Here is a 23,646-nt window from a genome sequence, read left to right on the forward strand (position 1 = left end):
CTACGATTCCCTGGTCTGACAACGGAGGGGAGATCGTCATGTCCAACACCAATCCCACGCCCGGTGGGTTCGGTCCGCCGTCCCAGCCCCCGCAGCAGCCGGCCCCCGGCTACGGCTACCCGCAGCAGGGCGGCCCCGGCTACGGCTACCCCCAGGGGAGCCCCGGCTACCCGGCCGCGCCGCCCGCAGGCTACCCCCAGGCGCCCGGCTACGCGATGCCCGCGCAGCCGAGCAACGGCATGGGAACCACGGGGCTGGTGCTGGGCATCATCGGCGTGGTGTGCAGCGTGACCTTCCTGCTGTGGTTCTTCGGTGTGATCCTGGGCATCCTGGCGATCATCTTCGGCGCCATCGGGCGGGGCAAGGCCACCCGGGGTGAGGCCACCAACAAGGGGGCGGCGACCGCCGGACTGGTCTGCGGCATCATCGCCACCGTGATCCTGCCGCTGCTGGGCTTCCTGCTGTTCGCCAGCATCATGGGCGGGCTCGGCGCGGCTGCCTGAAGCTGCTGCCGCACGGGGGCCGGTCCGATGGACCGGCCCCCGACGCATGCCACCTACGTCTCGCGCAGCCGCTCCCGCGCCTCCATCAGCGCGAAGCCCAGCAGATTCGGCCCCCGCCACCGCTCCGGATCCATCGCCGCCTCGTCGTCCGCGGCCAGCCCGATGCCCCACACGCGGTCCACGGGGCTCGCCTCGACCAGCACTCTTTCGCCCGTGCCCAGCAGAAACCCCCGCAGCTCCGGATGTGCCCCGAACTTGTGGACGCTGCCCTCCACGACGATCCGGAACCGCTCCCGCCGCCATATCGCCTCGTCGAAGCCCCGCACCAGCCGCCCGGCCTTCTTCGCCTCGGTGGGATGCCCGGCGGCGAGCACGGCACGTTCCGCCGCCGCGTCCTCGAAGAGCCGGGCCTTGCCCGCCATCATCCAGTGCTCGGCCGTCGCGTACTCCACGCCGTCCACCGTGAAGGGGGCCGGCCACCACTGGCTCAGACAGCTCGCCCCGACGCGGCCGTCCGAACGCGGCCGGTGCCCCCAGAAGTGCAGATACCTGATCCTCGCGCCGGCGCGGACCGCCCTGATCAGGGCGTCCCGAGAGCCGGCCGCCCCCGTGATCTCCTCCATGCACGCGAGTCTGGCAGGAACCACTGACACAGCGTCCTGCCTTTTCCTGGCGGACTCGACACCTGGTCGACAGATTCCGTCGCGTAACCAAAAATCAACAACGGAATCCCTTGTTGGAGTGACATCCCTCTGTCAGGATCGGCACTCAAATCGAGCCTGAGCCACGCCGGCCCCGCCACGGGGACACGGAGGAGAGCGACATGCACAACCCGGGCAACGCCACCCCGGACCGATTTCCGGCCGAGGAGCGCTTCGCGGAGGGCGCGCAGTACATCGCCGGCCGCCTGACCAGGGGCACCTCCGGCCGCACGCACGCGGTCGTCGACCCTTCGTCCGGCGAGGAGGTGCTCCGCTACGAACTCGCGGGCACGGCCGACGTCGACCGGGCCGTCGCAGCCGCCCGCGAGGCCTTTCCGGGCTGGGCGGGAGCCACCCCGGGCGAGCGTTCCGACGCCCTGCACCGGTTCGCCGCGGTCCTGGCCGACCGCGCCGAGGACTTCGCCCGCGCCGAGTCGCTCCAGTGCGGCAAGCCGCTGAAGCTGAGCCGCGAGTTCGACGTCCCGGGGACGATCGACAACACCGCCTTCTTCGCCGGTGCCGCACGGCTGCTCCAGGGCCAGTCCGCCGGCGAGTACTCCGGGGACCACACCTCGTACACCCGGCGCGAGCCCATCGGTGTCGTCGGCTCTATCGCACCCTGGAACTACCCCCTCCAGATGGCCGCCTGGAAGGTCCTGCCGGCGATCGCGGCGGGCAACACCATCGTCCTCAAACCCGCCGAGCTCACGCCGCTGACCTCGCTGCTGTTCGCCCAGGCGGCCACGGATGCCGGGATCCCGGACGGTGTGATCAACATCGTGACCGGCACCGGCAGGGAGGCCGGTGAGCACCTCGTCGGCCACCCCGACGTGGCCATGACCTCCTTCACCGGTTCCACCGCCGTCGGCAAGCGCGTCGCCGAGATCGCCACCGCCACCGTCAAACGCCTCCACCTGGAGCTCGGAGGCAAGGCGCCCTTCGTGGTCTTCGACGACGCCGACCTGGAGGCCGCCGCCCACGGTGCGGTCGCGGGCGCGCTCATCAACACCGGGCAGGACTGCACGGCCGCCACGCGCGCGTACGTGCAGCGGCCGCTGTACGACGCCTTCGTGGAGCGGACGGCGGCGCTCATGGAGACCGTCCGGCTCGGTGACCCCTTCGCCGCCGGAACCGACCTCGGACCGCTGATCTCGCACGCGCAGCGGGACCGGGTCGCCGGGTTCGTGGACCGGGCACGGGCCTACGCGCGCGTGGTGACCGGAGGCGAAGCACCCGAGGGTGAGCTCGCCAAGGGCGCCTACTACCGGCCCACCCTCATCGCCGGCGCCGCCCAGGACAGCGAGGTCGTCCAGTCCGAGATCTTCGGACCGGTCCTGGTCGTGCTGCCCTTCGACACCGACGACGAGGGCATCGCACTCGCCAACGACACCCCGTACGGGCTCGCCGCCTCCGCCTGGAGCCGGGACGTGTACCGGGCGAACGGGGCCACACGCGAGATCAAGGCGGGCTGTGTGTGGATCAACGACCACATCCCGATCATCAGCGAGATGCCGCACGGCGGCTACAAGTCCTCCGGCTACGGCAAGGACATGTCCGCGTACTCGTTCGAGGAGTACACCCAGATCAAGCACGTCATGTTCGACAACACCGCGGTGGCCGCGAAGGACTGGCACCGCACCGTCTTCGGGGACCGATAGTCGTCTGCAGGCCGCCTGACCAACGGCCGCCCACCCTTTCGAAAGGGCACCACGCGCATGGAGCAGTACGAGCCCGACCGCCTGTCCCCGGCCCAAGTGGCCGCCATGCGGCGCAGTTTCAGGAACGGCAGGGCCGCTCTCACCCGGCGGTCGCTGCTGCGCGCCTCCGCGGGCGGGGCGCTCGCGGCCGGTGGACTCGGGTCGCTGAGCGCCTGCGGCATCCCGGCGGCGGGCCGGTCGCAGGGCGGCGTCCCGGCGGAGGACCGCTCGGCCAAGGAGAAGACCGTGAGCTTCTCCAACTGGACCGAGTACATGGACGTCGACGACAGCGGCAAGCACCACCCGACGCTGGAGCAGTTCACGAAACGCACCGGCGTCAAGGTCAAGTACACCGAGGACATCAACGACAACAACGAGTTCTTCGGCAAGATCAAGCCGCAGCTCGCCGCGGGCCAGGACACCGGCCGCGACATCATCGTCCTCACCGACTGGCTGGCCGGCCGCCTCATCCGCCTCGGCTGGGTGCAGAAGCTCGACCCGGCCAACCTGCCGCACGCCTACGCCAACCTGTCGGCCCAGTTCCGCAGCCCCGACTGGGACCCGGGCCGCGCCTACTCCTACGTCTGGCAGGGCATCTCGACCGTCATCGCGTACAACAAGAAGGCGCTCGACGGCGTCGAGGTGAAGTCGGTATCCGACCTGCTCGACAACCCCAAGCTCAAGGGGCGGGTCGGCTTCCTGTCGGAGATGCGCGACAGCGTCGGCATGACGCTGCTCGACATGGGCAAGGACCCGGCGGACTTCACCGCCGACGACTACGACGCGGCCATCGCCCGGCTCCAGAAGGCCGTCGACAAGGGCCAGATCCGCCGCTTCACCGGCAACGACTACACCTCGGACCTGACCAGCGGAGACTTCGCCGCCTGCATCGCCTGGGCCGGGGACGTCGTGCAGCTCAAGGCGGACAGCCCCGACATCGACTTCCTCATCCCGGACAGCGGCTACATGACGTCGACCGACAACCTGCTGATCCCCAACAAGGCCCGGCACAAGACGAACGCCGAGCGGCTCATCGACTTCTACTACGAGCCGAAGCCGGCCGCCGAACTCGCCGCGTACATCAACTACGTGTGCCCCGTCGACGGCGTGAAGGCCGAACTGGCGAAGATCGACGAGGACGCGGCGAACAACCCGCTGATCATCCCCGACAAGGCCATGGCCGCCAAGTCGCACGCCTTCCGCTCGCTGAGCTCGAAGGAAGAGACCGAGTTCGAAGAGAAGTTCGCGAAGCTGACGGGGGCGTGACCCAAGATGACGAACAAGACAGACCCCACCGGCGACGTCCGCCTGACGGGCATATCCAAGACCTACGGCGCCTTCACCGCCGTCCATCCGCTCGACCTGACCGTGCCGCAGGGCTCCTTCTTCGCCCTGCTCGGCGCCTCCGGCTGCGGCAAGACCACCACCCTGCGCATGATCGCCGGCCTGGAGGAACCCTCCGCCGGCACCGTCTCGCTGGGCGGCCAGGACGTGACCGCGCTCCCGCCGTACAAGCGGCCCGTGAACACGGTCTTCCAGTCCTACGCCCTCTTCCCGCACCTCGACATCTTCGAGAACGTCGCCTTCGGGCTGCGCCGGCGCGGCATCAAGTCCGTGAAGAAGCAGGTCGGGGAGATGCTCGACCTGGTCCAGCTCGGCGAGCAGGCCCGTAAGAAGCCGCACCAGCTCTCCGGCGGCCAGCAGCAGCGCGTCGCCGTGGCCCGCGCGCTGATCAACCACCCCAAGGTGCTCCTCCTCGACGAGCCGCTCGGCGCCCTCGACCTGAAGCTGCGCCGCCAGATGCAGCTGGAGCTCAAGCGCATCCAGACCGAGGTCGGCATCACCTTCATCCACGTCACGCACGACCAGGAGGAGGCCATGACCATGGCCGACACGGTCGCCGTGATGAACGCGGGCCGCGTCGAACAGCTCGGCTCACCGGCCGACCTCTACGAGAACCCGCGCACCACCTTCGTCGCCAACTTCCTCGGCACCTCCAACTTCATCGAGGCCGAGATCGACTCCAGGAGCGGCGAGGAGATCGTGCTGAAGGCGGGCGGCGGCAAGCTCGTCCTGCCCGAGGCGCGGTGTTCCGCCCCTGCGGCCACCGGCGGCAAGGTGCTGGTCGGCGTCCGCCCGGAGAAGATCTCCCTCACCCACGCGGACGACGCCGGCGAGATACCCGACGGCCGCAACCGCATCACCGGCCGGATCGCCGACTCCAGCTTCATCGGCGTCTCGACGCAGTACGTCGTCGACAGCCCGGTCTGTACGGACTTCGAGGTCTACGCCCAGAACATCGACCGCGACCCCCGGCTCGTGCCCGGCGCCGAGGTCGTCCTGCACTGGAACCCGGCCCACACCTTCGGCCTGGACGCGGACCAGGACGCGGACGCCGGAGTGGAAGAGGCGGCCTGATGTCGACACTCACCGAGGCGCCACCACCGCTCGCACCACAGGCCCCCGAGCCGAAACCCCCGAAGCGCCGGGGCCGCTGGACCCCCTACTGGCTGCTGCTCCCCGGCATCCTCTGGCTGCTGGTGTTCTTCGCGCTGCCGATGATCTACCAGGCATCCACGTCCGTGCAGACGGGCTCGCTGGAGGAGGGCTACAAGGTCACCTGGCACTTCGCCACGTACTGGGACGCGCTGTCCGCGTACTGGCCGCAGTTCGTCCGGTCCGTGCTCTACGCGGGCACCGCGACGATCCTGTGCCTCCTGCTCGGCTACCCGCTCGCGTATCTGATCGCCTTCCGCGCGGGCCGCTGGCGGAACCTGATCATGATCCTGGTGATCGCGCCGTTCTTCACCAGCTTCCTGATCCGCACCCTGGCCTGGAAGACGATCCTCGCGGACGGCGGCCCGCTCGTCGGCGCCCTCGACACGCTGCACGTCCTGGACGTCACCGGCTGGCTCGGCTGGACCGCCGGCGACCGGGTGCTCGCCACGCCGCTCGCGGTGGTGTGCGGCCTGACCTACAACTTCCTGCCGTTCATGATCCTGCCGCTCTACACCTCGCTGGAGCGCATCGACGGCCGGCTCCACGAGGCCGCCGGTGACCTGTACGCCCGCCCCTGGACGACCTTCCGCAAGGTCACCTTCCCGCTGTCGATGCCGGGTGTCGTCTCCGGCACGCTGCTGACCTTCATCCCGGCCACCGGCGACTACGTCAACGCCGACCTGCTCGGCTCCACGGACACCCGCATGGTCGGAAACGTCATCCAGACGCAGTTCCTGAGAGTGCTCGACTATCCGACCGCCGCGGCGCTCTCCTTCATCCTCATGGCGGCCATTCTCCTCATGGTCACCCTCTACATCCGCAGGTCCGGGACGGAGGATCTGGTCTAAATGCCCTTCGTCAACTGGCTGAAAAGAAATCTCGTCGTCATCGCGGGACTGCTCACGCTGGGCTATCTGCTCCTGCCGAACGTCATCGTCACGGTGTTCTCCTTCAACAAACCGAAGGGGCGCTTCAACTACGAGTGGCAGCAGTTCTCCCTGGACGCCTGGAAGGACCCGTGCGGGGTCTCCGATCTGTGCGGCTCGCTGTCGCTCAGCCTCCAGATCGCGTTCTGGGCGACCCTCGGCGCCACGCTCCTCGGCACGCTGATCGCCTTCGCGCTGGTCCGCTACCGGTTCCGCGCCCGCGGCGCCGTGAACTCGCTGATCTTCCTGCCGATGGCGATGCCCGAGGTCGTCATGGCCGCCTCGCTGCTCACCCTGTTCCTCAACATGGGCGCCCAGCTGGGCTTCTGGACGATCCTCATCGCGCACATCATGTTCTGCCTGAGTTTCGTGGTCACGGCCGTCAAGGCGCGCGTGATGTCGATGGATCCCAAACTGGAGGAGGCGGCGCGGGACCTGTACGCGGGCCCGTTCCAGACCTTCGTCCGGGTCACCCTGCCGATCGCGGCGCCGGGCATCGCGGCGGGCGCCATGCTCGCCTTCGCCCTCTCCTTCGACGACTTCATCATCACCAATTTCAACGCCGGCTCGACCGTCACCTTCCCCATGTTCGTCTGGGGCTCGGCGCAGCGCGGAACGCCCGTTCAGATCAATGTGATCGGAACGGCCATGTTCATCGTCGCCGTACTGTTCGTCCTGGCTTCCATGGCCGTCGGTAATCGCCGCAACAGACAAAAGGCATAACCGTAGGGAGTTGAAATCATGGCCCCGAGCGCCATGAATCAGCCGTACCAGTGGATTCGTTCGCTTTCCGACGCCCAGCCGGTCCCGTACTGGCTGGACGACCCCGGCCGGCCCCGCCCCGAACCCGCCCTCACCACCTCCGAGACCTGCGATCTGCTGGTCGTCGGCGGCGGCTACAGCGGACTGTGGACGGCGCTGATCGCCAAGGAACGCGACCCGCGGCGGGACGTGGTGCTGGTGGAGGGCCGCGAGGTGGGCTGGGCCGCCTCGGGCCGCAACGGCGGATTCTGCGCCGCCTCCCTCACCCACGGCCTGCCCAACGGCCTCGCCCGCTGGCCGGAGGAGATCCACACTCTCCAGGAGCTGGGCGCCCGCAACCTCGACGAGATCGAGGCGGCGGTCGCCCGGCACGGCATCGACTGCGACTTCGAACGCACCGGCGAGATCGACGTCGCCACCGAGCCGTACCAGGCGGCGGAACTGCGCGACTGGCACGAGGAGACGGCCCGCCGGGGCCTCGCCGAGGACGTCGAGTTCCTGGACGCCGAGGCGGTCCGGGAGCAGGTGAACTCACCGACCTTCCAGGCGGGCCTGTGGGACCGCAGGGGTGTTGCCATGCTGCATCCGGCGAAGCTCGCCTGGGGACTGAAGCGGGCCTGCGTCGAGCTGGGCGTCCGCGTCCACGAGCACACCCCCGCCCTCACCCTGAAGCCGTACGGCGCGGGCATGGCCGTACGCACCCCCTACGGCCGGATCCGCGCCCGCCAGGTCGCCCTCGGCACGAACGTCTTCCCGAACCTGGTCAGACGCGTCCGCTCGTACACCGTCCCGGTCTACGACTACGCCCTGATGACCGAGCCGCTCACCCCCGGGCAACTCGCGTCGATCGGCTGGAAGAACCGCCAGGGCCTCGGGGACAGCGCCAACCAGTTCCACTACTTCCGCCTGTCGGCCGACAACCGGATCCTCTGGGGCGGCTACGACGCGGTCTACCCGTACGGCGGCCGTGTCCGCGCCGAGTACGACGACCGCCCGGAGACCTATGCCAAGCTCGCCGGGCACTTCTTCACCTGCTTCCCGCAACTGGAGGGCGTCCGCTTCACCCACGCCTGGGGCGGCGCCATCGACACCTGCTCCCGCTTCTCGGCGTTCTTCGGCACCGCCCACCAGCGGAAGGTCGCCTACGCGGCGGGTTACACGGGCCTGGGCGTCGGCGCGACGCGCTTCGGCGCCGAGGTGATGCTGGACCTGCTGTCCGGCGAGCGCACGGAACGCACGGAACTGCACATGGTCCGCAAGAAGCCCCTGCCCTTCCCGCCGGAACCCTTCGCCTGGACGGGCATCGCCCTCACCAAGTGGTCCCTGGCCCGCGCGGACGCCCAGGGCGGGCGCCGCAACCTGTGGCTGCGCACGATGGACCGGCTGGGGCTGGGCTTCGACAGCTGAACCGGCCAGGTGTGAGACGGTTCACTCCAACGAGGGGCCCAAACCCGCGTAATGACCGCGAGGAGACCTCCCTCTCTCTCGTGACGCCCTCGGAACGCCCTGCGCGTTCGCGAGATTCACGAGTGGGATGGAGGTCTTCCTGATGACCGGTGCGAAGACGGCGGTCGAGTGGCTCTCATCCGTCGCACCCGATCCCGAGGCCTGCCGCTGGGAGTGGGAGCGCAGCCCGCTCGGGGTCGCGCTGCTGCCGGCCGGCAGCGCGTGGGACGTGCTCATCCTGCCCGGCGAACTCGGCTACGCCACGCTCGACGTGCTCAGCCGGGTGCTCGACCAGCCGGGTCCCGTCCTCGTCGACTTCGGCGACGCGCGCATGGGGTTCTTCGTGCCGCCGGGCACCGCGGCCCGCTGGCTCGGCACGGGCATCCGCACGGCGGGCGCCGGCACCTGGATCGTCGTGCCGTACCCCGGCCGTTCCTCACCCGGCGGAGTCCGCTGGCTGGTCCCCCCGGACGGCTCGGGCACCCTGACGGACCCGGCCCTGCTGGAACTGGCGATGCACGAGGCGGCGGCGGGGCTGGCCACGGAGAACGACGGTTAGGCCCTACCGGGGCTGCCCGGGCGGCGTCGGCCGTCTGAGGAACAGCCACAGCGACGACAGCAGCACCGCGCACAGACACCAGCTGGCCACCACGTCCAGCGGCCAGTGGTAGCCCCGGCGGACCAGGCCGTAGCTCACGCCGAGTACGAGGAGGAGGCAGCCGGTGACCAGCGCGCGGCGGGCGGGGGGCGTGCGCAGCCGGGGGAGCAGGAGCAGGGTCGCGCAGCCGTAGGCGATGGCGGCCGTGGCGGTGTGGCCCGAGGGGTAGTAGCCGGTGCCGGGCGGGACGGCCGGGGTGCCCGGGCGGTCCGTGAGTTCCTTGAGCGGAATGATCAGTGTCGGGACCAGGGCCATGAGGAGGGCCGCGGCGGTGACGGGCGGCCACCAGCGGTCCGTGCGGCGGGTTCGCAGGGCGACGTGTCCGAGCACGACGGCGAGAACCGGAACCGCGACCGGGATGTTGCCGAGGTCGGAGAGGAACTCGGAGAGGCCGTCCGGGTGGACGAGGCCGCGGCTGACGCGCTCGTCGAGCCGGACGAGCGGGCCGTCCGCGACGACCTGCCAGGTGATCAGGGCGAAGAGGAGCGCCGGGAGGCCGAACAGGAGGGCCGGGAAGCGCGCGTGCCGCGCGGTGGTGGGCGCGTCGAGATCCTGGTTCCCGGAGATCGGCATGGGATCCAGCTTGGCACGGGAACAGATTCCCCTGTCCGCCCGCGCGACCCGGTGGAGGATCACGTGAACCAGCAGGAGAGCGACGACGACGGCCTCTTCGACCACTGCCCGTGGCTCTACGCGGAGCAGGCGTCCCAGCGGCAGCGGGCGGCGCAGGACCAGCGGCGGAAGCGGCTGCTCGGGAGAGCCGGGTCGGTACGGCTCGGTGAGGGCTGCTTCGTCGCGGAGACGGCCGCGGTGTACCCGGACGTCCTGCACCTGGGCGACCGCTCGTACATCGCGGCCCACGCCTACGTCACCGGTGACATACGCACCGGCGCCGACTGCACGATCAACCCCTTCACCGTGGTGCGGGGCACCGTCACCCTCGGGGACGCGGTGCGCATCGGCGCCCACAGCTCGCTGCTCGCCTTCAACCACGGGACCTCGCCCGAGCTGCCGGTCCATCAGCAGCCCGTCACCAGCCGCGGGATCACGGTCGGCGACGACGTGTGGATCGGTTCCCACGTGGTCGTCGTGGACGGCGTCACGATCGGCGACCACTGCGTCGTCGGCGCCGGCGCGGTCGTCACGAAGGACCTGCCCGCGTGGACGGTGGCGGCCGGAAACCCGGCCCGACGGATACGCGACCGACGGGAGCCGCGCGGGGCGGCACAGAGCGCGGAGGTGCCGGGCGGAGCGGCGCCGGGTGCCACGGCATCGGGCAGTGAGACGGCGGGTCCGCGGAGTCGGCCCGCGGCAGAGCCGCTGACAGGGCCACAGCGAAGCGCACCGCACCCCGCCCAGGAGCCGTCGGCGCTCGCCGGTGATCTGTCCGCGTTCGCCGCCGCCGCCCGCGCGCAGGCCGCCGACCTGCTCGACCGCTGCCGGCAACCCGGCACCGGCCGGTACGCCGACCGGCCCGGTGCCGAGCCGACCGTGCGGGCGCACTGCGACGCCGTCGAGATCGCCGGGCTGCTGCTCGGGGAAGCGCCGCCCGATCAGCCCGCCGCCGAGCACGCGGCACGGCTGCGGGCGCTCCAGGACCCCGTCACCGGGCTGGTCCCCGAGTACGGCGCGCCACCGCCGGTCCCCGGTCCGGCCGGGCTGCCGGAGGACGGGGCCTCGGCCTATCACGTGCTGTGCGTGGGCTACGCGCTGGACCTGCTCGGCAGTTCCTTCGCCCATCCGGTCCACACGGTGCGCACCACCACGGCGGACCGACTGGTCCGGCACCTGGCCGACCTGCCCTGGCGCGACCGTGCCTGGCACGCCGGGTCGTGGGTCGACTCCTGGTCCACCGCCGCGCACTGGAACCTGCGCCTCGGTACGGAGGCGGCCGCCCCCGGGGCGCTGGAGGCGCTCTTCGGCTGGCTGCACACCCACGCCGACCCCTGGACGGGCATGTGGGGCTCGCCCACCCCCGAGTCCGGGCGCCTCCAGACGGTCAACGGCTACTACCGGCTCACCCGGGGCTCCTTCGCCCAGTTCGGCCTGCCCGTGCCGTACGCGGAGCGTGTGATCGACACCGTCCTCGACCACACGCGCGACCCCCGCCACTTCGCGCCAGGCCGGGAGAACGCCTGCAACGTCCTGGACGTGATCCACCCCCTGTGGCTCTGCGCCCGGCAGACCACCCACCGCGCCGAGGAGGCCCGCTCCTGGGCGGCGAACCAGCTCACCGCCGCCCTGCGCCGCTGGCACCCGGGCCGCGGCTTCCCCTTCGGCCCCACCCCCGACGGCACCGGCCCGGGCCGTGAACCAGGGCTCCAGGGCACGGAGATGTGGCTCGCCATCGTCTGGCTGCTCGCGGATCTCGTCGGCCTCGCGGACGTCCTGGGATACCGCCCGCGCGGCATCCACCGCCCGGAACCGGCCCTGCCCGCCGGAGGAACGGCATGATTCCCGCTCACGGAATGGCTGCTATCCGCTCCAGGTTTTCCTCGCCCCATTCGCCGAGGGGCGCCATCGCGGCGTTGAGGGAACGGCCGAAATCGGTCAGCGAGTACTCCACCTTCGGCGGCACCTGGTGATGCACTTCGCGGTGTACGAGACCGCTGTGCTCCATCTCGCGGAGCTGAAGAATCAGCATCCTTTCGCTGATGCCGGCCACGGTTCGCCTCAACTCCCCGAAGCGTAAGGGGCCTTCGCCGAGTGAGAACAGAATCAGGCCCTTCCACTTTCCGCCCATGACGGCGATGGCGGCGTCCAGTCCGCACGTATAGGTGCGCTTCGTCATTCGGCCCTCCCACGAACAAGAATGTCAGTACCCGAGGAAAATGTAGGTACTTGAGGGAATGTACGCGACCACCCAGCATGGATTCCCGTACGGAGAACGCTCCCGTACGGAGAACAAGGGAGAGAAAACATGGCTGGGGACAACCGCACATCGGTCACCGTCATCGGACTGGGCTCGATGGGCCGGGCACTGGCCGAGGCGTTCGTGGCGGCGGGACACCCGACGACCGTCTGGAACCGCACCCCGGGCCGGGCCGGGCCGCTGGTGGACCAGGGGGCGCTGCACGCCGCGTCCGTCGCGGACGCGGTCGCGGCCAGTGGACTGGTCATCACCTGCCTGACCACCTTCGAGGACACCCGCGCGGCGCTGGAGCCCGCCGCGCGTGTCTTACGGGGACGAACCCTCGTCACCCTGAACAGCGGCTCCCCGGCCGGTGCCCGTGAGACGGCCGCGTGGGCCCGCGCGCACGGCACCCGGCTGCTCGCCGGGGCGGTCAAGAACGTACCGGCGGCGGTGGGAGCACCGGACACGCTGCTCTACTACAGCGGCGACCGGGCCGTCTTCGAGGAGTACGAGGCGACCCTGAGGGTGCTGGGCGGCGACACCGTCCATCTCGGGGAGGAACCCGATCTCGCCGCGCTGTACGAGATGGCGGTGGGCGCGATGCTGCTGCCCGCGCTCGTCGGCTTCTTCCAGGGCGCCGCCGCCGTCCAGGCACGAGGACTGCGGGTGGACTCGATGGTGCGGTTCGCCGGCAAGTGGCTGGACATGATCAAAGCGCTGCTGCCGGTCTACGCCGCCGAGATCGACAGCGGCGACTACAGCGATGCCGCCAGTTCGGTGAACCTCTTCCTCGCGGCCGCGGCCCATGACGACGACCTGGCCGAGGAGACGAACGTCGACACCGCCTGGCTGGCTCCCCTGCACGATCTGGTGCGGCGGGCGGCTGAGGCGGGCCACGGCGAGCGCAGCGTCTCGGCGCTGACCGAAGTACTCAGGAAGTCGCCGCACAGTGGGGCGTAGAGGGAGGTCGGCCGCCCCGGAACAGGGGGGGTGGTTCCGGGGCGGCCGTCCGGACCGGAACGTCGCGCGCCCCGGGGGGTTTGGGGCGGGCGACTGTCCGATCGGTGAGGAGATCCAGAGCCTCAGGCTCCGGTTGTGTGCGCGAGGGCACGACCAGGTCGAAGCTGGGGAGGCCCCGGCCTGATGTCACCCACAGTCCCCTGTGGGCGGGGTGTATCTCTCATCTGGGTAGAACCTACGACAGGGGCTGGGCGGAGGACAGGCCGCAGGGCCCCCTGTCATCCACCTCGCACACCTTCTTCACACGCTCTGCCGCTCGCCGCCCCGGTAGCGGAACCGGAGCGGCTCACCTGCCCCGAGGCCGGCTCAGATGCGCGCGATCCGGCGCCGGGGCGCAGGAGAAGCCGACGTCAGATACGTGCGAAGGCCTGCTCGATGATGTCGAGGCCCTCGTTCAGCAGGTTCTCGCCGATCACCAGCGGGGGCAGGAAACGGAGCACGTTGCCGTAGGTGCCACAGGTCAGGACCAGCAGGCCCTCGGCGTGGCAGGCCTTGGCGAGCGCGGCGGTCGCCTCGGGGTTGGGCTCCTTGGTCGTACGGTCCTTGACCAGCTCGATGGCGATCATCGCGCCGCGGCCACGGACGTCGCCGATGACGTCGAACTTGTCCTGCATGGCGGACAGGCGCGCCTTCATCACGGCCTCGATGTTCTTCGCCCTGGCGTTGAGGTCGAGCTCCTTCATGGTCTCGATCGAGCCCAGGGCGCCCGCGCAGGCGACCGGGTTGCCGCCGTAGGTGCCGCCCAGACCGCCGGCGTGCGCGGCGTCCATGATCTCGGCGCGCCCGGTCACGGCGGCGAGCGGCAGACCGCCGGCGATGCCCTTGGCGGTGGTGATCAGGTCCGGGACGATGCCCTCGTCCTCGCACGCGAACCACTGTCCCGTACGGCAGAAGCCGGACTGGATCTCGTCGGCGACGAAGACGATGCCGTGGTCGGAGGCGAACTTGCTGATCGCCGGCAGGAAGCCCTTGGCCGGCTCGATGAAACCGCCCTCGCCGAGCACCGGCTCGATGATGACCGCGGCGACGTTCTCCGCACCGACCTGCTTGCTGATCTGGTCGATGGCCTGCGCGGCGGCCTCGGGACCGGCGTTCTCGGGACCGGTCGGCCAGCGGTAGCCGTACGCCACGGGCACGCGGTACACCTCGGGCGCGAACGGCCCGAAGCCGTGCTTGTACGGCATGTTCTTGGACGTCAGCGCCATGGTCAGGTTGGTGCGCCCGTGGTAGCCGTGGTCGAACACCACGACGGCCTGCCGCTTCGTGTACGACCGCGCGATCTTCACGGCGTTCTCGACGGCCTCGGCGCCGGAGTTGAACAGCGCGCTCTTCTTGGCGTGGTCACCCGGCGTCAGCTCGGCGAGGGCCTCGGCGACCTCGACGTACCCCTCGTACGGCGTGACCATGAAACAGGTGTGGGTGAAGTCGGCGAGCTGGGCGGACGCCCGGCGCACGACGGCCTCGGCGGAGGCGCCGACGGAGGTCACGGCGATGCCGGACCCGAAGTCGATCAGCCGGTTGCCGTCGACGTCCTCGATGATCCCGCCACCGGCCCGCGCCGTGAACACGGGCAGCACGGACCCCACACCCTGCGCGACCGCGGCGGTACGGCGGGCCTGCAACTCCTGCGACTTCGGTCCGGGAATGGCGGTGACGACGCGGCGCTCCTGCGGAATTGCGGTCATGCGGGGCTCCTGGGGTGGTGCGGACGGGGGGTGTACGGACACTTCGCTTCTTTTCTCGCAGGCTAGGGCGGGGGGAGGGGGGTGGGCATGCTCCATGTGGGCGTTGTCGGAGGGGCGGCTTGTCCGGGGTGGACATGGCGGTCCCGTGGACCGGTGCCCACGCCCCGGCCGTGTAAGCGGTGAACTCCCCAGGGGAGGGCGTTAGATTGGCTCGCGGACGGTCGACGGAGCAGCTGGTCAGGGGGCAAGGGCGATGGACAGCGACGGGACGCAGGAGGCGCGGGGTACGCATGCGAACCCGGTGCCGCGTCCGGCGGGGCCGCCGGAGGTGCCCGCGGTGCCGCCGAACGGCCACAGCGCGCCGCCGAACGGCCATGGCGCCGCGCCGGGCGTGTCCGCTGTGCCGCCCCGGCCGGCCCGGGCGCCCGGGGTCCCCCCGATGCCGGACGGTTCCTCCTTCCTGACCTGGCTGCGCACGCCCCGGCCCGAGGCGCCGCCGGGCGTGTGGCGGTTCGGGCACCGGCCGCGGCCGACGGAGCAGCCCGAGGAGATCCCCACCCGGCAGCTGCTGAGCGGGGCGTTGATCGCCTTCCTGGTGGGATGGCTGATCTGGTCGCTGCTCCAGAACGGCTACCTCGGCAACTGGTGGTGGGTGCCGTTCGACCTGATCGTTCCCGACGCCTGGCGCGGCGCCGACAGCGGCATCGGCGAGACCGGCACGTTCGTGGTGTACCGGGGGTACGAGCTGCTCGTCGCCCTGGCGATCATGGTCGGGGTGAGCCGGCTCGGCCGCTGGGGCGAGGTGTGGCGCCGCTTCGTGGCCCCGCGCTTGCGCCGACCGGAGTCCCAGGAGGCCCAGCCGACTGCCCAGGACGACCCGGCCCAGTGGAACGAGCTCCGCGCCGCCGGAGCCGCCGACGCCGCCGAGCGGCTCGCCGCCGAGGCCCGCTCCGGGCTCATGGGGGACGTCGACCATGCCCGGATCCTCCGTGCCTGGCAGGGCGTGCGCACCGGACGGCACAGCCTCGCCACCTTCAGCTCCACCGTCCTGCGGGACGGCGCCGCCGCCTGCCTCCACCCCTCCGGGGAGCGCGACCTGCCCGCGCGCCTCGCGCGGCACGACCTGATGACCGGCCAGGTACGGCTCGGGAAGACCGTGGACGACTCCCGCAACCCGTACACCTACCGCGGTGCGGGCCTGGGCCTCGGGCCCGATCTGCTCGGCACCTCGCTCGTGGCCGTCGGCCCCGCCGGCTCCGGAAAGACCGGGGCCGTCGTGCGGCCGCTCGCCGAGTCGCTGTGTCTGCACGCTCTCGCCGGGCGGGCCGCCGTGGTCGTGGTCGGGGCGGCGGGGGCCGGGCTCGGTCCGGCCGACGCGTACGACGTCGTCGTGCGGATCGGGAACCAGGAGTCGGAGTACGACCTGGATCTGTACGGGGGGACCGGCGACCCGGACGAGGCCGCGGCCGTGCTCGCCGAGGCGCTGGTGGGGGATCTCGCCGATCCGCACCCGGGCAGTGACAGCCGGCGCTCCACGACCGTGCTCGCCCAATTGCTCGGGCCGTTCCGGGCCGTGCACGGGCGTTTTCCGTCCGTACCGGAGCTGCGGCAGCTGCTGGACGGGGCGCCGGAACCGCTGGCCGCGCTGCGGCAGGGGCTCCAGGACGCCGGGCAGGAGTCGCTGCTGCGGGAACTGGACGCCCGGGAGCGGCAGATGGGGCAGCCGGGTGATGTCGGCGGGGTGCTCGCGGATCGGGTCGCCTTGCTGGACCGGCCCGCCTTCGCCTCCTTCTTCGATACCTCCGGGGCCACTCGGCCCTTCACCCTCAAGGCCCTCGACCATCCCGTGCGGGTGCGGATCGACCTGCCCGAGCGCGGGCACGCCGACGCCTCCCGGATGCTGGCGCGGCTGGTGCTCGCGCAGTTCACGGCGAGTGTCGCCGTACGGGAGGACCGGTCGCTGTTCGCCTGTCTGGTGCTCGACGACGCGACCGGCGTGGTGACGCCCGAGGCCGTGCGCGGCATCCAGCGGCTGCGGTCCGGCAACGCCGGGGTCGTGCTGACCCTGCGGACGCTGGACGACGTGCCCCGGCCGCTGCGCGGGCCGCTGCTCGGGGCCACCGGCTGCCGGATGGCCCTGTCGGGGCTCACCCCGTGGGACGGGCAGGACTTCGCCGAGGTCTGGGGCAAGGAGTGGATCGAGGCCAGGGACGTCACCGACCGGCAGATCATCGCGGAGACGCCCGCGGGCAAGGCCGTGCACATGCTCCGCCGGGTGATCACCGGAAAGGCCCCGACCGCGCGGGCGGTGACCGTGCGGCAGGTCGAGCGGGAGCGCTGGTCCGCCTCCGAGCTGGCGCACGGGGTGCCGGCCGGGCACGCGGTGCTGTCGCTGACGGATGTGAAGGGCGAGCACGCGCCACCGCTGCTGGTGGACCTTCGGGGCTGACGTCTTCCGGCCGGTGCCGGTACGCGGGGATCGTACGGTGAGGCAGAATCGTCACAGGTCGTTCATACGTGGCGGCCAAAAGCCCACAAAGATCACACACGTCCTGACGCAGACCTGAAGGCCTCATGCCCCCGACGCTCGCCTCGCTCGTCCACCACTCCGCGCTGAAACTCACCGTGCGGGCGGGCGGAGACCGCCTCGACGTGCCGGTCCGCTGGGCGCACGTCAGCGAGCTCGCCGACCCCGTGCCCTACATGGAGGGCGGGGAACTGCTGCTGATCACCGCGCTGAAGCTGGACGCCGAGGACCCGGAGGCCATGCGCCGCTACGTACGGCGGCTGGCCGGAGCCGGGGTGGTCGGGCTCGGCTTCGCCGTCGGCGTCAACTACGAGGAGATCCCCAAGGCGCTCGTCGACGCGGCAGAGGAGGAGGGCCTGCCGCTGCTGGAGGTGCCGCGCCGCACGCCGTTCCTCGCCATCAGCAAGGCCGTGTCCGCCGCGATCGCCGCCGACCAGTACCGGGCCGTCACGGCCGGGTTCGCCGCCCAGCGGGAGCTGACCAGGCAGGCGCAGACGGGCGGGCCCGAGGGGCTGCTGGCCGCGCTGGCCTCGCAGGTCGACGGGTGGGCCGCGCTGTACGACGCCTCGGGCGCCGTCGTCGCCGCGGCGCCCGAGTGGGCCGGACGGCGGGCCGCGCGGCTCACCGGCGACGTGCAGCGGCTGCGGGAACGGCCCGCGCCCGCCTCGTCGGTGGTCGGCGGACCGGAGAACGAGGACCGGGTCGAACTGCACACCATCGGCACCGGCCGGCGTCCCCGGGCGGCCCTCGCCGTGGGCACCGCGGCCGCTCTCGGCACCGCCGAACGCTACGCCCTCCACTCGGCCATCGCCCTGCTGACCCTGACCACGGAACGCTCCCGGTCCCTCCAGGCGGCCGAGCAGCGGATCGGTGCGGCGGTGCTGCGCATGCTGCTGGCCGGGGAGCCGGACCACGCGCGCGCGGTCGCCGGGGACCTGTACGGCGGGCTGCTGGACGCGCCGTTCCGGATGCTGGTCGCGGAGCGGGTGCCGGTGTCTGCCTCGGCCGCGCTGGCCCGTGCCGAGGCCCGGACCGGCGGCCCGGCCGTCGACCGGCCCTCCGCCGCCGCGCTCGCCGCGGCCGACACGAACGGCGATCCCCTCGCGGTGCTCGCCGACGTCATGGAGTCCGCCGCGGCCCGGGCCGGCGAGGCCGTTCTGGTCGTGCCGGAGGGGGAGCGGCTGGTGGTGCTGGCCGCGGACGGCGGTGCCGCCGCGGCGGCCTGCGGGGAGTACGCGGCCGCCCTGGAGTCGGCCCGGGCCGATGTGCGCGAGAAGGTGCCGGGCGGCGAGGGGGACGAACTGGTCGTGGGCCTGTCGACGCCGGCCGGGCCCATCGCCGCGTCCGCCGCGTACAAGCAGGCCGAGCAGGCGCTGTCGGTGGCGCGGCGGCGTGGGCGCGTCCTCGTGGAGCACGAGCAGATGGCGGCCGGATCCGTGCTGCCGCTGCTGGCGGACGACGCGGTACGGGCCTTCGCCGACGGCATGCTGCGGCCGCTGTACGAGCACGACGCCACGGGCCGCGGCGACCTCGTCGCCTCCCTGCGCGCCTGGCTGTCCCGGCACGGCCAGTGGGACGCGGCGGCGGCCGACCTCGGCGTCCACCGCCATACCCTCCGCTACCGCATGCGGCGCGTCGAGGAGATCCTCGGCCGCTCCCTGGACGACGCCGACGCACGGATGGAGCTCTGGCTCGCCCTGAAGGCGACCACCTCCGAGTAGCCAGACCGTAGTGTGCCCGCCCCCTATTGCTACGCCCTGGACAAACGCCGTTCGGCCACCCCGCCCCTACCGTGGAACCCGCACGACAGGACATCCCCAACGCCGAAGGGCCGGAACCCACATGACTTCCACCCACGCCTTCTGGCTCGCCGGCCGTGAGGCCACCGGCGAGGACACCTTCGACGTCACCTCCCCGTGGGACGGACGGCTCGTCGGCAAGGTGAGCGTGCCGACGGACGCGCAGGTCGAGGAGGCCGTGGCCGCCGCGTACGCCGTACGGGACGAGTTCGCCGCCACCCCGGCCCACGTCCGCGCCGCCGCCCTCGACCACGTCAGCAGGCGCCTCGTCGAGCGCACCGAGGAGATCGCCCAGCTGATCTCCGCCGAGAACGGCAAGCCGCTCAAGTGGGCGCGCGGCGAGGTCGGCCGGGCCGTGTCCGTCTTCCGGTTCGCGGCCGAGGAGGCCCGGCGGTTCAACGGCGGCGAGGCCCAGCGCCTCGACACCGACCTCGGCGGCCAGGGCCGGCTCGCCCTCACCCGCCGCTTCCCCAAGGGCATGGTGCTCGGTATCGCGCCCTTCAACTTCCCGCTCAACCTCTGTGCCCACAAGGTCGCCCCGGCCATCGCCGCCGGCGCCCCGATCATCCTCAAGCCGGCCCCGGCCACCCCGCTGTCCGGCCTGATCATCGGCGACCTGCTGGCCGAGACCGAACTGCCCGCGGGCTCCTGGAGCATCCTGCCCGTCGCCAACGACAAGATGCCCGCCCTGGTGCAGGACGAGCGCCTGCCCGTGATCTCCTTCACCGGCTCCGAGAAGGTCGGCTACGCGATCATGGACTCGGTGCCGCGCAAGCACTGCACCCTGGAGCTGGGCGGCAACGGCGCGGCCGTCGTGCTCGCCGACTGGGCGAGCGACGAGGACCTGGAATGGGCGGCGAACCGTATCGCCACCTTCTCCAACTACCAGGGCGGCCAGTCCTGCATCTCCGTCCAGCGGGTCATCGCGGACGCCTCCGTGTACGACCGGCTGCTGCCGCGCATCGTCGCCGCCGTCGAGGCCCAGGTCACCGGCGACCCGAGCGACGACGCCACCGATGTCGGGCCGCTGGTCAGCGAGGACGCCGCCAAGCGCGTCGAGACGTGGGTCCGGGAGGCGGTCGACGCCGGTGCCGCGCTGCTCACCGGCGGCAAGCGCGACGGCGCCTCGTACGCGCCGACCGTGCTGGCCGGCGTACCGGCCGACGTCACCCTCTCCTGCGAGGAGGTCTTCGGACCGGTCCTCACCGTGCAGAAGGTGAACGGCGAGGCCGAGGCCTTCGCCGCCGTCAACGACTCCAAGTACGGCCTCCAGGCGGGCGTCTTCACCCACGACCTCCAGACCGCCTTCCGGGCCCACCGCGCCCTGGAGGTCGGCGGCGTCGTCGTCGGCGACGTCCCGTCCTACCGCGCCGACCAGATGCCGTACGGCGGTGTCAAGCAGTCCGGCGTGGGTCGCGAGGGTGTGCGGTTCGCGATGGAGGACTACACGTACGAGCGCGTGATGGTGCTCACCGGACTCAGCCTCTGACGCCCCGGCACTAGCTCATGGGAACCATTTTCATATAGGCTGGACGAAGAGGCCCGGCACCGATGCCTTCCGGTGCCGGGCCCCTTCTTTACGTCGGCCTGCTCCGGACCCTCAACCGGAGAAGCCGACGCGCGCGAGCCGCAGCGGGCCGCGCAGTCTCAGGTGCACGTCGTGCACGCCCGCGGCGGCGACGGACGCGCCGAGCGAGACGTAGTCGTACGGGCCCGATGTGGGCGTGGCGGTCGACAGCACCGCGAGCGCCGGGCCGCCGTCGAGGGACAGCTCGACCGTGCCCTCACCGGCCACCTCCACCGTCACGCCGGAGATGCCGGGCCCGAAGTCGCAGGCCCGGTAGACCAGTTCGCCCGCCGTCCCGTCCGCCGGCGTCACCGCGTCGCCCGACACCTTCGTACGGTCGACGATCTCGACGCCGCTCTGCTCGTCGAAGCCGGCCGCGGCCAGACCGCCCGCGACGACCGCGCGCGGCAGGGCGGGCTCGCCGTCGAGCGTGACGGTCGTCCGCAGCCGGACGTCCTCGCTGGAGGCTCCGGCCAGCAGCTCGTAGGCGCCCGGCTCCAGACGCCACCGGTCCTGGGCCACGTCCCAGAACTCGAAGGCGGAGACAGGGACTTCGAAGCTCAGCCCGGCTGCCGCCCCCGGGGCGAGCGTGAGGCGGCGGTGGTCCAGCAGCTCGCGGCGGGGACGCGGGACGGACGGGTCGACGGCCCGGGTGTAGAGCTGCGCGACCTCGTCGGCGGTGACGTCGCCGGTGTTGGTGACCGTGAAGGAGACGCGCACCGACCCGTCCTCCACGCGGGCCGTCAGGCCGTCGTACGCGAACGATGTGTACGACAGGCCGTGCCCGAAGGGGAACAGGGGCGTGCCCTCGAAGTACAGATACGTCTGCCGGCTCCCGATCACGTCGTAGTCGAGGAGGCCGGGCAGGTCGGCGTCGTCGGCGTACCAGGTCTGCGGAAGGCGGCCGGCGGGGGAGACGTCGCCGGCCAGGACGCGGGCCAGGGCGGTGCCGGCCGCCTGGCCGCCGTGCGCGGTCCACAGCAGGGCCGGGAGATCTGCCGGGTCGACCGCGTAGGGGTAGGCGGAGACCAGCGTCAGCACGGTCGCCGGGTTCGCCGCGCGGGCGGCCCGCAGCAGCCGATCCTGGTGCCCGGGCAGCCGCAGGGTTGTGCGGTCCTCGGTCTCGCGGCCGTTGATGTGCGGATCGTTGCCCGCCACCACCACGACCACGTCGGCCTGCGCGGCGGCACGCGCCACCGCCTCCTCGCCGCGCTCGACGACGACCAGCTCGAACACCTCGGGATCTTCGTCGGCAACCTTCACGCCGTCGGCGGAGACACACACGTGGCGACCCGTCCCCAGGTGCTTCAGGAGGTGCCCGTTCTCGTGCGGTTCCAGACGGAACGTCTCCTGGACGATCCAGCCGCCCGGCTGGTCGGCGGAGGCGCGGACACAGCCGTCGTCGGCGACCGAGAGATAGCGGCCGTCGGGGGCGCGCAGGGTCAGCACGCCTCCGCCCCAGTCGACCAGCGCCAGCTCGGTGCCGGACGCGTCGGTGGTGAGCGGGGGCAGGTCGGTGCGGCCCGCGAGCAGCGCCGGGTCGAGGGCGCCTTCGGCGCCGCGCACCTCGTCGTCGGCGTCCGCCTCGGGGACGTGCAGGAAGGTCCCGGCCGAGGTCTTCAGCCGGACCCGGTCCACGCCCTCCGCGAACTCCACCCGCTCCGTCCCGAACCGCTCGTACAGCCCCTCCAGCGGGGTCGAGCGGTGGATGAGCGTGCCGCTGTACCAGTCGCGCTTGCACTCGTCGGCGAGCAGACCGACCACCGCGACCCGGGTGTCCGGGGCGAGCGGCAGCACCCCGTCGTTCTTGAGCAGCACGATTGCCTGCTCGGCGGCCTCCCGCGCGAGGGCGCGGTGCGCCGGGGTGTCGAACTCGCTGGTGGCGTCGTGCGGGTCGTACTCCGGGTCGAACTCGCCGAGCCGGAAGCGGACCGAGAGCTGGCGGCGCACGGCCGTGTCGACGTCGGCCTCGGACAGCAGCCCGCGCTCCAGGGCGCCGCGCAGGCGGCCGATCATCTGCGAGGAGTCCGTGCCGTGGTCCGTGAAGCTGTCGACGCCCGCCACCAGGGAGGCCGCGGTGGCCTCCTCGTGCGTGTCGAAGTAGTGCTCGGAGTCCACCAGGTTGCTCGGCGCGCCCGCGTCCGAGCAGACCAGCAGGTCCTCTTCCGTCCAGGCGCGCAGATGCTCGCCCAGGTACGGGGAGACGTGGTTGGGGCGGCCGTTGACCAGGTTGTACGCCGGCATCACCCCGGCCACCGCACCCGCCTCGACCGTCTCGCGGAAGGCACGCAGGTCGTACTCGTGCAGCACGCGCGGGCGCACCGAGCTCGACGTCGTGGACCTGTCCGTCTCGTTGTTGTGGGCGAGCCAGTGCTTCAGCACGGGCGCCGTGCGCCAGTAGGTCGGGTGGTCGCCGCGCAGGCCGTGCGTGTAGGCGGTGGCGATCGCCGAGGTGAGCTTGGGGTCCTCCGAGTAGCCCTCCTCGTTGCGGCCCCACAGGGGGTGGCGCAGCAGGTTGACGGTCGGCGCCCAGACGTTGAGGCCGACCCGGTCGTCCTTGGCGCGCAGCGCGCGGACCTCCTTGGACACCGCGTCGCCGACGCGCCGCACCAGCTCCGGGTTCCAGGTGGCACCCAGGCCGACGGCCTGCGGGAACACCGTCGCCGGGCCCATCCACGCCACGCCGTGCAGGGCCTCCTGGCCGGTGCGGAAGGCGGCGATGCCGAGCCGTTCGACGGCGGGCGCGAACTGGTGCAGGAAGGCGATCTTCTCCGCCGGCGTGAGCCGCGACAGGAGGTCGTCGATCCGCTTCGCGAACGGCAGGCGCGGATCGCGGAACGGCGGACTGGGCGGCGTGGGTGCGGTCACGTGGGATCCCTTTGCGGTGGAGCGACGAGGCGCTTTCGAAGCGCTTCGATGCTCATTCGACGTGGGGGCGGGTGTCAAGACACCGCAGCGCAACAACTCCGGCCTTTCAGCGGTGTTGCAAGCGGCATACGCGC

18 protein-coding genes and 1 pseudogene are annotated in these 23,646 nt (G+C 71.7%); 13 read left to right on the top strand and 6 right to left on the bottom strand.

What is annotated here, in order from left to right; genetic code table 11:
- The first annotated feature begins 38 nt into the window (after positions 1-38).
- Positions 39-503 carry a DUF4190 domain-containing protein gene (locus tag QC385_RS40595; RefSeq protein WP_059419121.1) on the top strand — a complete coding sequence of 155 codons (465 nt, stop codon included), beginning with the start codon at positions 39-41 and terminating at the stop codon, positions 501-503.
- A gap of 53 nt (positions 504-556) precedes the next feature.
- On the opposite strand, the gene QC385_RS40600 is transcribed toward QC385_RS40595, so the two are convergent.
- Positions 557-1,126 carry an NADAR family protein gene (locus tag QC385_RS40600; RefSeq protein ID WP_279546433.1) on the bottom strand — a complete coding sequence of 190 codons (570 nt, stop codon included), beginning with the start codon at positions 1,124-1,126 and terminating at the stop codon, positions 557-559.
- 200 nt (positions 1,127-1,326) lie between these two features.
- On the opposite strand from QC385_RS40600, the gene QC385_RS40605 reads away from it, so the two are divergent.
- The 7 genes from QC385_RS40605 to QC385_RS40635 all read left to right on the top strand — a co-directional run bounded on the left by QC385_RS40605 (position 1,327) and on the right by QC385_RS40635 (position 9,093).
- Positions 1,327-2,862 carry a gamma-aminobutyraldehyde dehydrogenase gene (locus QC385_RS40605; protein ID WP_279546434.1) on the top strand — a complete coding sequence of 512 codons (1,536 nt, stop codon included), beginning with the start codon at positions 1,327-1,329 and terminating at the stop codon, positions 2,860-2,862.
- A 57-nt stretch (positions 2,863-2,919) separates the two neighbouring features.
- Positions 2,920-4,167 (top strand): polyamine ABC transporter substrate-binding protein, encoded by a 1,248-nt coding sequence (locus QC385_RS40610; protein ID WP_279546435.1) that lies wholly within the window; start codon positions 2,920-2,922, stop codon positions 4,165-4,167.
- 6 nt (positions 4,168-4,173) lie between these two features.
- The gene (locus QC385_RS40615; RefSeq protein ID WP_279546436.1) at positions 4,174-5,319 is read left to right on the top strand and encodes an ABC transporter ATP-binding protein; all 1,146 of its coding nucleotides are present in this window, start codon (positions 4,174-4,176) and stop codon (positions 5,317-5,319) included.
- Entirely contained in the window at positions 5,319-6,248 is a 930-nt protein-coding gene (locus QC385_RS40620) for an ABC transporter permease (RefSeq protein WP_279546437.1), read from the top strand. Before QC385_RS40615 ends, QC385_RS40620 begins: the two co-directional genes overlap by 1 nt.
- Positions 6,249-7,049 (top strand): ABC transporter permease subunit, encoded by an 801-nt coding sequence (locus QC385_RS40625; protein ID WP_086848825.1) that lies wholly within the window; start codon positions 6,249-6,251, stop codon positions 7,047-7,049.
- Positions 7,050-7,067: 18 nt separating this feature from the next.
- On the top strand, positions 7,068-8,495 hold the full coding sequence (locus QC385_RS40630) for an NAD(P)/FAD-dependent oxidoreductase (protein WP_279546438.1): 1,428 nt from the start codon (positions 7,068-7,070) through the stop codon (positions 8,493-8,495).
- Between the two features lie 142 nt (positions 8,496-8,637).
- The gene (locus QC385_RS40635; RefSeq protein ID WP_279546439.1) at positions 8,638-9,093 is read left to right on the top strand and encodes a hypothetical protein; all 456 of its coding nucleotides are present in this window, start codon (positions 8,638-8,640) and stop codon (positions 9,091-9,093) included.
- A 3-nt stretch (positions 9,094-9,096) separates the two neighbouring features.
- On the opposite strand, the gene QC385_RS40640 is transcribed toward QC385_RS40635, so the two are convergent.
- On the bottom strand, positions 9,097-9,765 hold the full coding sequence (locus tag QC385_RS40640) for a phosphatase PAP2 family protein (protein ID WP_279546440.1): 669 nt from the start codon (positions 9,763-9,765) through the stop codon (positions 9,097-9,099).
- 63 nt (positions 9,766-9,828) lie between these two features.
- Here QC385_RS40640 and QC385_RS40645 point away from each other — a divergent pair, with 63 nt between their 5' ends.
- Complete coding sequence (locus QC385_RS40645) at positions 9,829-11,646, top strand: acyltransferase (RefSeq protein ID WP_279546441.1); 1,818 nt, start codon at positions 9,829-9,831, stop codon at positions 11,644-11,646.
- A 7-nt stretch (positions 11,647-11,653) separates the two neighbouring features.
- On the opposite strand, the gene QC385_RS40650 is transcribed toward QC385_RS40645, so the two are convergent.
- A complete protein-coding gene (locus QC385_RS40650) occupies positions 11,654-11,983 on the bottom strand; it encodes a winged helix-turn-helix transcriptional regulator (protein WP_279546442.1) in 330 nt (109 codons plus the stop codon).
- 129 nt (positions 11,984-12,112) lie between these two features.
- Between QC385_RS40650 and QC385_RS40655 the strand changes: the two genes are divergently transcribed.
- Positions 12,113-13,006 carry an NAD(P)-dependent oxidoreductase gene (locus QC385_RS40655; protein ID WP_279546443.1) on the top strand — a complete coding sequence of 298 codons (894 nt, stop codon included), beginning with the start codon at positions 12,113-12,115 and terminating at the stop codon, positions 13,004-13,006.
- Here the strand turns inward: QC385_RS40655 and QC385_RS40660 are convergent.
- Positions 13,006-13,230: pseudogene (locus QC385_RS40660) on the bottom strand (phosphatase PAP2 family protein); the annotation flags it as partial. The gene QC385_RS40655 and the pseudogene QC385_RS40660 sit on opposite strands and share 1 nt — an antisense overlap.
- A gap of 186 nt (positions 13,231-13,416) precedes the next feature.
- Positions 13,417-14,751 carry a 4-aminobutyrate--2-oxoglutarate transaminase gene (gene gabT / locus QC385_RS40665; protein ID WP_279546444.1) on the bottom strand — a complete coding sequence of 445 codons (1,335 nt, stop codon included), beginning with the start codon at positions 14,749-14,751 and terminating at the stop codon, positions 13,417-13,419.
- A gap of 253 nt (positions 14,752-15,004) precedes the next feature.
- On the opposite strand from gabT, the gene QC385_RS40670 reads away from it, so the two are divergent.
- The 3 genes from QC385_RS40670 to QC385_RS40680 all read left to right on the top strand — a co-directional run bounded on the left by QC385_RS40670 (position 15,005) and on the right by QC385_RS40680 (position 20,566).
- Complete coding sequence (locus QC385_RS40670) at positions 15,005-17,200, top strand: ATP-binding protein (RefSeq protein ID WP_279546445.1); 2,196 nt, start codon at positions 15,005-15,007, stop codon at positions 17,198-17,200.
- Between the two features lie 125 nt (positions 17,201-17,325).
- The gene (locus QC385_RS40675; RefSeq protein WP_279546446.1) at positions 17,326-18,999 is read left to right on the top strand and encodes a PucR family transcriptional regulator; all 1,674 of its coding nucleotides are present in this window, start codon (positions 17,326-17,328) and stop codon (positions 18,997-18,999) included.
- 121 nt (positions 19,000-19,120) lie between these two features.
- Entirely contained in the window at positions 19,121-20,566 is a 1,446-nt protein-coding gene (locus QC385_RS40680) for an aldehyde dehydrogenase family protein (RefSeq protein WP_279546447.1), read from the top strand.
- A 111-nt stretch (positions 20,567-20,677) separates the two neighbouring features.
- Here the strand turns inward: QC385_RS40680 and QC385_RS40685 are convergent, their stop codons facing one another.
- Complete coding sequence (locus tag QC385_RS40685) at positions 20,678-23,512, bottom strand: glycoside hydrolase family 3 C-terminal domain-containing protein (protein ID WP_279546448.1); 2,835 nt, start codon at positions 23,510-23,512, stop codon at positions 20,678-20,680.
- Between the last annotated feature and the right edge of the window lie 134 nt (positions 23,513-23,646).

The organism is Streptomyces sp. DH10, assembly GCF_029813805.1.
Classification (GTDB): domain Bacteria; phylum Actinomycetota; class Actinomycetes; order Streptomycetales; family Streptomycetaceae; genus Streptomyces; species Streptomyces coeruleofuscus.

Excerpts from the sequence above, each read along its gene's own strand:
- QC385_RS40595 (WP_059419121.1), top strand. The coding sequence starts at position 39 with ATGTCCAACACCAATCCCACGCCCGGTGGGTTCGGTCCGCCGTCCCAG.
- QC385_RS40600 (WP_279546433.1), bottom strand. The coding sequence starts at position 1,126 with ATGGAGGAGATCACGGGGGCGGCCGGCTCTCGGGACGCCCTGATCAGG.
- QC385_RS40605 (WP_279546434.1), top strand. The coding sequence starts at position 1,327 with ATGCACAACCCGGGCAACGCCACCCCGGACCGATTTCCGGCCGAGGAG.
- QC385_RS40610 (WP_279546435.1), top strand. The coding sequence starts at position 2,920 with ATGGAGCAGTACGAGCCCGACCGCCTGTCCCCGGCCCAAGTGGCCGCC.
- QC385_RS40615 (WP_279546436.1), top strand. The coding sequence starts at position 4,174 with ATGACGAACAAGACAGACCCCACCGGCGACGTCCGCCTGACGGGCATA.
- QC385_RS40620 (WP_279546437.1), top strand. The coding sequence starts at position 5,319 with ATGTCGACACTCACCGAGGCGCCACCACCGCTCGCACCACAGGCCCCC.
- QC385_RS40625 (WP_086848825.1), top strand. The coding sequence starts at position 6,249 with ATGCCCTTCGTCAACTGGCTGAAAAGAAATCTCGTCGTCATCGCGGGA.
- QC385_RS40630 (WP_279546438.1), top strand. The coding sequence starts at position 7,068 with ATGGCCCCGAGCGCCATGAATCAGCCGTACCAGTGGATTCGTTCGCTT.
- QC385_RS40635 (WP_279546439.1), top strand. The coding sequence starts at position 8,638 with ATGACCGGTGCGAAGACGGCGGTCGAGTGGCTCTCATCCGTCGCACCC.
- QC385_RS40640 (WP_279546440.1), bottom strand. The coding sequence starts at position 9,765 with ATGCCGATCTCCGGGAACCAGGATCTCGACGCGCCCACCACCGCGCGG.
- QC385_RS40650 (WP_279546442.1), bottom strand. The coding sequence starts at position 11,983 with ATGACGAAGCGCACCTATACGTGCGGACTGGACGCCGCCATCGCCGTC.
- QC385_RS40655 (WP_279546443.1), top strand. The coding sequence starts at position 12,113 with ATGGCTGGGGACAACCGCACATCGGTCACCGTCATCGGACTGGGCTCG.
- gabT (WP_279546444.1), bottom strand. The coding sequence starts at position 14,751 with ATGACCGCAATTCCGCAGGAGCGCCGCGTCGTCACCGCCATTCCCGGA.
- QC385_RS40670 (WP_279546445.1), top strand. The coding sequence starts at position 15,005 with ATGGACAGCGACGGGACGCAGGAGGCGCGGGGTACGCATGCGAACCCG.
- QC385_RS40675 (WP_279546446.1), top strand. The coding sequence starts at position 17,326 with ATGCCCCCGACGCTCGCCTCGCTCGTCCACCACTCCGCGCTGAAACTC.
- QC385_RS40680 (WP_279546447.1), top strand. The coding sequence starts at position 19,121 with ATGACTTCCACCCACGCCTTCTGGCTCGCCGGCCGTGAGGCCACCGGC.